4 protein-coding genes are annotated in these 6,291 nt (G+C 58.9%); 2 read left to right on the top strand and 2 right to left on the bottom strand.

Annotated features, from left to right (window positions below; translation table 11 throughout):
* Nucleotides 1–143: 143 nt before the first annotated feature.
* Nucleotides 144–4,922 (top strand): NHL domain-containing protein, encoded by a 4,779-nt coding sequence (locus tag ACYQ2W_RS24850; protein WP_459873478.1) that lies wholly within the window; start codon nucleotides 144–146, stop codon nucleotides 4,920–4,922.
* A gap of 474 nt (nucleotides 4,923–5,396) precedes the next feature.
* Here the strand turns inward: ACYQ2W_RS24850 and ACYQ2W_RS24855 are convergent, their stop codons facing one another.
* Nucleotides 5,397–5,654 carry a SymE family type I addiction module toxin gene (locus ACYQ2W_RS24855; protein ID WP_459873480.1) on the bottom strand — a complete coding sequence of 86 codons (258 nt, stop codon included), beginning with the start codon at nucleotides 5,652–5,654 and terminating at the stop codon, nucleotides 5,397–5,399.
* Between the two features lie 106 nt (nucleotides 5,655–5,760).
* Entirely contained in the window at nucleotides 5,761–5,901 is a 141-nt protein-coding gene (locus ACYQ2W_RS24860; protein ID WP_459873482.1) for a hypothetical protein, read from the bottom strand.
* Between the two features lie 219 nt (nucleotides 5,902–6,120).
* Between ACYQ2W_RS24860 and ACYQ2W_RS24865 the strand changes: the two genes are divergently transcribed.
* A complete protein-coding gene (locus ACYQ2W_RS24865) occupies nucleotides 6,121–6,288 on the top strand; it encodes a chemotaxis protein CheB (protein ID WP_459873485.1) in 168 nt (55 codons plus the stop codon).
* The last annotated feature ends 3 nt before the right edge of the window (nucleotides 6,289–6,291 follow it).

A 6,291-nucleotide genomic window follows, 5' to 3' on the forward strand; every position in this document is an offset into this window, starting at 1 on the left:
CGATCGCCGGCGATCGGGCCGAGATCGATATCGACGGCGATGGGCTGGCCGACAGCGATGCCGAGTTGCAGGAACTCGGCATCGACGATGCCGAGCGCAAGCGGCTCGCCGAACGTTATGAGGTGGGCAAGAGCCTGTGGCGAGTGCCGATCGAGCACTTCTCGCCGTGGGACTGCAACTGGCCGGTGCAGCCGCCACCCGACGCGGAAGAGCCCTCAGCGAAGGACAACCAACCGGACACCAATACCGAAAGGCCTTCGGATTCCACCCACAACACCGAGTGTCCCGGTTGCGTAATCGATGTGCAGGCACAAACGCTGGGAGAGGACGTCCCGTTGGTTGGGACCCCATATGCTCTCCACTACCGCAGCGATCGCCTCTCCAGCAAATTAGTTGGTCGAATCATCGGAGTTCCGCTCACCGGCGAAACGGTTCCGCCGAGCCTCCAGGGGATCAAGCTGACCATCTCCGTTGCGGGTCAGAGCCACGATTGGACGTTTCCCCCCCAGCCCAACCTGGAGCACTCCTTCGTTTGGGACGGACTGGATGCCTACGGTCGGCCGGTCTCCGGAACCGTCGAGGCCAAGGTGACGATGAGTTTCCTTTACCCCCTTTACTACTACAGCGCGGGGTCCGGTTCGGCTCGCTCCTTCGCGATTCCCATCGGTGAGGATTCCGGCGTGATCGCCGTTCGAGATGATCAGCAGTTCATTTCCTGGCGCAGCTGGACCGTCGAACTTACCGGAGGCAAGGGCGTTGTCTCCGACCACGCGGCGCTTGGCGGGTGGACTCTGTCCCCCTATCACGAGCTGGATTCCGGGAGCGGGATGATCTATCTCGGGAATGGGAGGCGGCAAAGCGTCATCGATTCCTCCGGCTGGATGATCCAGGCGGCGGCCGGCGGAGGCGATCGCTGGCCCATTGTCGATGGCGAACAGGCCCACGAATTCGATCTATTGCCGGTTGGTATCGAGATTGCCGACGACGGTACGGTCTATGCTGGAGATGACGGCTACATCTATCGCGTCGATCTCGACGGTCGGTTGACCCTACTCGCAGGCAGCGGTAGCGGCGACGCGGCGTGCGAAGGTGGCAACGCATTGGAGCTCCCGTTAGGTATCGTGTACGAGGTCAAGCTTGCGCCGAACGGCGATCTCTATTTCTTGGATGGCGGCGGCACCTGTCTACGCAAATTGACACCCGGTGGCGAGATCATGGTCGTGGCGGGCAACGATGAAACGGCAACCGGAGGAGACGAGGGTCCGGCTGCGGACGCCTCCTTCACCTACATCGATTCGCTGGCAATGGCGGCGGATGGATCGGTCTACCTCACCGACGGAAACCGCGTCCGGCAAATCAGCACCGACGGGATCATCCATACCATCGCCGGATCGGAGGAAGCCGGCTACTCGGGCGACGGGGCAGCGGCGTCCAATGCGCTTCTCAACCAACCTCAAGGACTCGCTGTCGCATTGGACGGCAGCCTCTACATTGCCGATACCTCCAACGCCTGCATTCGCCGCATCGGCAGCGACGGGATCATCACCACCGTCTCAGGAGTCTGTGGATCACGGGGATATAGCGGAGAGGGGGAGCCGGCAACTACTTCGCTACTAAGCTGGCCTTGGAACATCGCCTTCGGCAGCGATGGCCTGCTTTACATATCCGATTCCAACAATCGCCGGGTGATGCGGGTGGAGCAGGACGGTGTGCTCAACACCGTTGCCGGAGACGGTAGCGAAGGTGATAGCGGGAAGACCGGCGACGGGCGGTATGCAACCGCCGCGCAGATCGACCCGCAGCGGCTGGCGGCGTCGCCCGACGGGGCAATCTATCTCACTCAACCGCGAACTGGACTGGTCCGTTTGACGCGCAACGTCGACCTATCGCTGGTTCCGTCGCCTGACGCCTCAAGGGTCTATCGGTTTGACCAGGGTCGTCACGTGGAGACGTTGGATGCCCTGACCGGAAACTCGCGGTTGCACTTCGGATTCGATGACGAGGAGCGCCTCCTCAACGTCACCACTGCCGGGGGAGGGGTGACCACGATCGAACGGGACACCGATGGCAAAGCGCAGGCTATCGTAGCACCCGATGGACAGCGCACCGAGCTTCACTACGATGATTCCGGTTACCTCAATGAAATTATCAATCCCGCCGGCGAACGCCGTCAGTTCAGCTACTCCGACGCCGGACTGTTGACCTCCACCACCGATCCCCTCGGCCATATCCACCAGTACACCTATGACGGGGTTGGTCGTTTTACTGCTGACCGCGACCCGCTGGGCGGGGGATGGATGCTCGATCGAACTTCTCACGGTCCGGGATCGACGACCGTAAAGCTGACTACCGCGGAGGGGAAAAGCGCCAGGTTCTATACCAACACCCACTCGGACGGTGTTATATCCCAAATTACGTACGGGTGGGATGGGATTCCGACGATGACGGATCGCTACGCCGACGGTTATTCGGCCACCAGTTTTCCGGACGGAACCGAGCGAGACGAAATGATGGGACCCGATCCGCGATTCGGAATGGCTGCCCCCATTCCTGTGGCTACGGGTGTGGCTACGCCGATGGATCCCTGGTACGACGTATACGCCACCCGCGTGGTTAACGGTGACTACGCGAACGATCCGTTCAATTTCAGCGAGCTGATCGAAACGGTGGAAACGCCTTTTGGGGTGACGCGCGCGGTCTATTCCGCGGCCGAGCGCAAGCAGACCGTCACCACCCCGGAGGGACGGGAGACCACCACGATTCTGGATGACCAGAGTCGCCCGCTAGATGTGGTCTACCCCGGTGGGGGCAGCGTTTACTACCGTTACGACACGCGGGGCCGCCTTGTTTCCATGGAGGCGAGGGACGGCGACGTCGGGAGAATCACCTCCTTCTCCTACGATGAGGCGGGAAACCTGGCCGCGGTGGAAGACCCCCTCGGTCGTCGCACCGAGATCGAATACGACCTCGCCGGTCGACCGGTCCGCCGCCACTTCCCTGACGGTCGCGTCGTCTCCTACGCGTACGACGCCGCCGGAAACCTCCTCGCCCTGACTACCCCCAACGGCGACGCCCACCGTTTCACCTACGAGGAGCGAGACCTGGAGGCCGGCTATGTGCCGCCCGAGCTGGAGGAGGGGCAGGATCCCGCGACCCACTACCGCTACAACCTCGACAAGGATCTGATGGAAGTGAATCGCCCCGACGGGCGCCAAATATCCATCGAGTATGACGATTCCGGCCACCAGGCGAAGGTGCATCGGCCGGAAGGAACAACCTCCTACGTCTATGATTGGTACGAGGGGACGCTCGACGAAATCGTCGCTCCTGACGGTGGAAGCCTTCATCTAGGATACGACGGCTCGCTACCGTATTACGAAGTGTGGACCGGAGAGGTCGAGGGCGGAGTGTTACGCGAGTACTGGCCCGACTATCACCTGCTGCGGCGGCTCTACATCGACGACTTGGGGGTCCCCCACGACTACAACCAGGACGGGCAGCTGGTCTATGCCGGCAACCTCGATCTGTACTATGAGGACGAAACCGGCCGGCTAAGCGATACGAAAATCGCTCTGATCACCACGCACCGGGAATACAATGGCTTCGGCGAGCCAACGGCCGAACGGGTGGAAGTGAACACCGCCCCGATCCTTGAGACCCGCTACACGCGGGACCCGCTTGGACGCATCACTGAAAAGACGGAGAGTCTGGACGGCCCGGATCGTACCGAGCACTATACCTACGACATCGCCGGGCGGCTCACGGAAGTGGAACGTGATGGCGAGGTGACCCGCTACACCTATGACGCCAATGGCAATCGCTTGAGCCGGGAAGGCCCTGACGGCGTGGAGAGTGGCACCTACGACGTGCAGGATCGCTTGACCGCCTATGGCGATACTGATTACACCTATACCGCCAATGGCGAGCTGAAGAGCCGGACCGATGGCGGCGGGTCCACCCTCTACACCTACGACACCGTCGGCAATCTGACGAGCGTGACGCAGAGCAACGACGTAGTGATCAATTACGTAATCGATGGCCGTAATCGCCGTATCGGCAAGAAGATCGACGGTGTACTCGTTCAGGGATTTCTTTACAAGGACCAGCTCAATCCTGTTGCAGAGCTTAATGAAAACAGCAACGTGGTCAGTTACTTCATCTATGCAGACAAGACCAATGTCCCAGGGTATATGATCAAGGGCGGGGTCCAGTACCGTATCATCAGCGATCAGTTGGGGAGTCCGCGGCTGGTGATCGACGCCGATACCGGAGCGGTGGTGCAACGGATGCGCTACGACGAGTTTGGACGGGTGATTGAGGATACCAATCCAGGGTTCCAGCCGTTTGGGTTTGCCGGGGGGCTGTATGATCGGGATACGGGGTTGGTGCGGTTTGGGGCGCGGGATTATGATCCGGAGACGGGGCGGTGGACGAGTAAGGATCCGGTTCGGTTTGACGGTGGACTCAACTTGTACTCCTATGTACTCAACAACCCGATAAATGCCATAGATAGCAATGGGCTTCAAACGACAATCGTCGTCAATAATAATGGTTTCTTCGGATCCCACGTAGGAGGGTTTATTGGTAGCAATGACGCTTCTGGGCTCGTGGATCCAGGCGGCCACTACATGATAGATCGCCGGATAGAAACGGGAATTAGTGATCCGCCCGTAAGCCTGAGAGATTACATAGATTATCAGCGCAGGGATGGAAATGAGATCGAAGTATATGTGTTTGACACAACCCCGGCACAAGAGGCGCAAATCGACTCAAGATTGATTAATTCAAGAACTGGCGCAGGAGGATTTTGTGCGACGGATTTCCAAAATGCGATCAGTGGAGTAGGGCCTTTCAGCAATATTTCAACAACTGTATTTAGCACGCCCGCAGGTTTGAATCGGCAGCTGAGGAACATTAGGTGACATGGATGTCAATAGTTGTGTCCGTTGTAATATCTTATTTGGCGAGCACCCTGTTCTTCGGCGGGTATATCAAACATATCTTTCATGATGACTACGTCATCTCTCAGGTGTTATTTTTTTCTCAGACTGTACTTTATTGCTTGGTCATAAATATCTCTCAGTGCCGCACCCATGTTAGATACGCCACATCCATTTCGATATTTTATATTTCTTGCTATATAACGTATCATCTAATTCACGTCGTGAGCCACGGGCTTGGCGCGTGGCTATATATGCTGAAAGTCCATAATATATTGATTGTGTTCACGCCGAATTGTCTCGTTGGGTTATTGGTTTCGCTTGTATTTATCGTCTCACTTGAAATGCAAATCAAAATTTCTGTATGGAAAGGTTCGAAGTCAAAATAAAGAGCTCGCTATCAGAACACAAAAAGCCCCGCCCGATCACCGACCGGGCGGGGCTTTGTGTTGCGCCTCAATCCTCCTCCGCCACCGTCACCACCAGACACCCGCGCATGACCCGCACCTTCACCGCCGTGCGCGCCTCGAAGCCGGCGGCGGCGAGCCACTGCCCCTTCAGCTGCAACCACGGCACCCGCCGCCTCCGCCCGTGCGCCCCCGGCGGATCGGCCCGCCGCGGCGGATTCTCGTAGAACAACGTGCCGACGGTGAGCCGGCGCTCCAGGGGATTTCTCACCGGGCGCACGTTGCCCGTAGAATCGTCATCAGCCATGACGCAACTCCTCTTCAGTTGGGTTGTGGTCAGCCTGTCCGGGGAGGGCCTAATCTCCCCGGCCGGGCGCTTGTCTCTGCAATGAAATCCCTATCTCACTTCCCGCCTATCCCTCCATCGCCTTGAGGGTGGAAGCCATGTTGTGCTTGGCGATCATCGCGTCGAGCAACTGAATCACCAGTTCCCGCTCCTCCTTGTCGAACGCTTCGATGGTCCGGAAGCGCTGGATCAGCCGCGCGTTGTGCAAAAGCGCTCTGGGGTCAGGTCTTTCTTATTGCCTATCAATGCGATTCCAGGTAGTGTGGCCTCATGGTCAGACCACTACGAATTGAATTGAATTGAATTCGCAGGCGCCCTTTACCATGTAACCTCTCGAGGAAATGGGCGCGAGGAGATTTATATCAGCCGCATTGTCAATCGAGCAGAGAAGGCAAAGAGAAAGACCTGACCCTATTGTTTCCGCGGGTTGCTCGCCCTGCGCCAGGCGGGAGGCGCCTGCTTCGTCCAGCAGGCGGAGAGCTGCGTGGTCGCGGGGATGCCGGACAGCGCCGCCGCCCTCGGCGCGGCCGAGCAGAGTGTCCCGCTGGAGGGGCTCCCGCGCTTCCTGTTGGGGCGCTGTGTGGGCGCGGGTTGATGG

The sequence above is a fragment of the Endothiovibrio diazotrophicus genome (genome assembly GCF_054657215.1).

Coding starts and splice junctions, on each gene's coding strand:
- ACYQ2W_RS24855 (WP_459873480.1), bottom strand. CDS start 5,654: ATGGCTGATGACGATTCTACGGGCAACGTGCGCCCGGTGAGAAATCCC.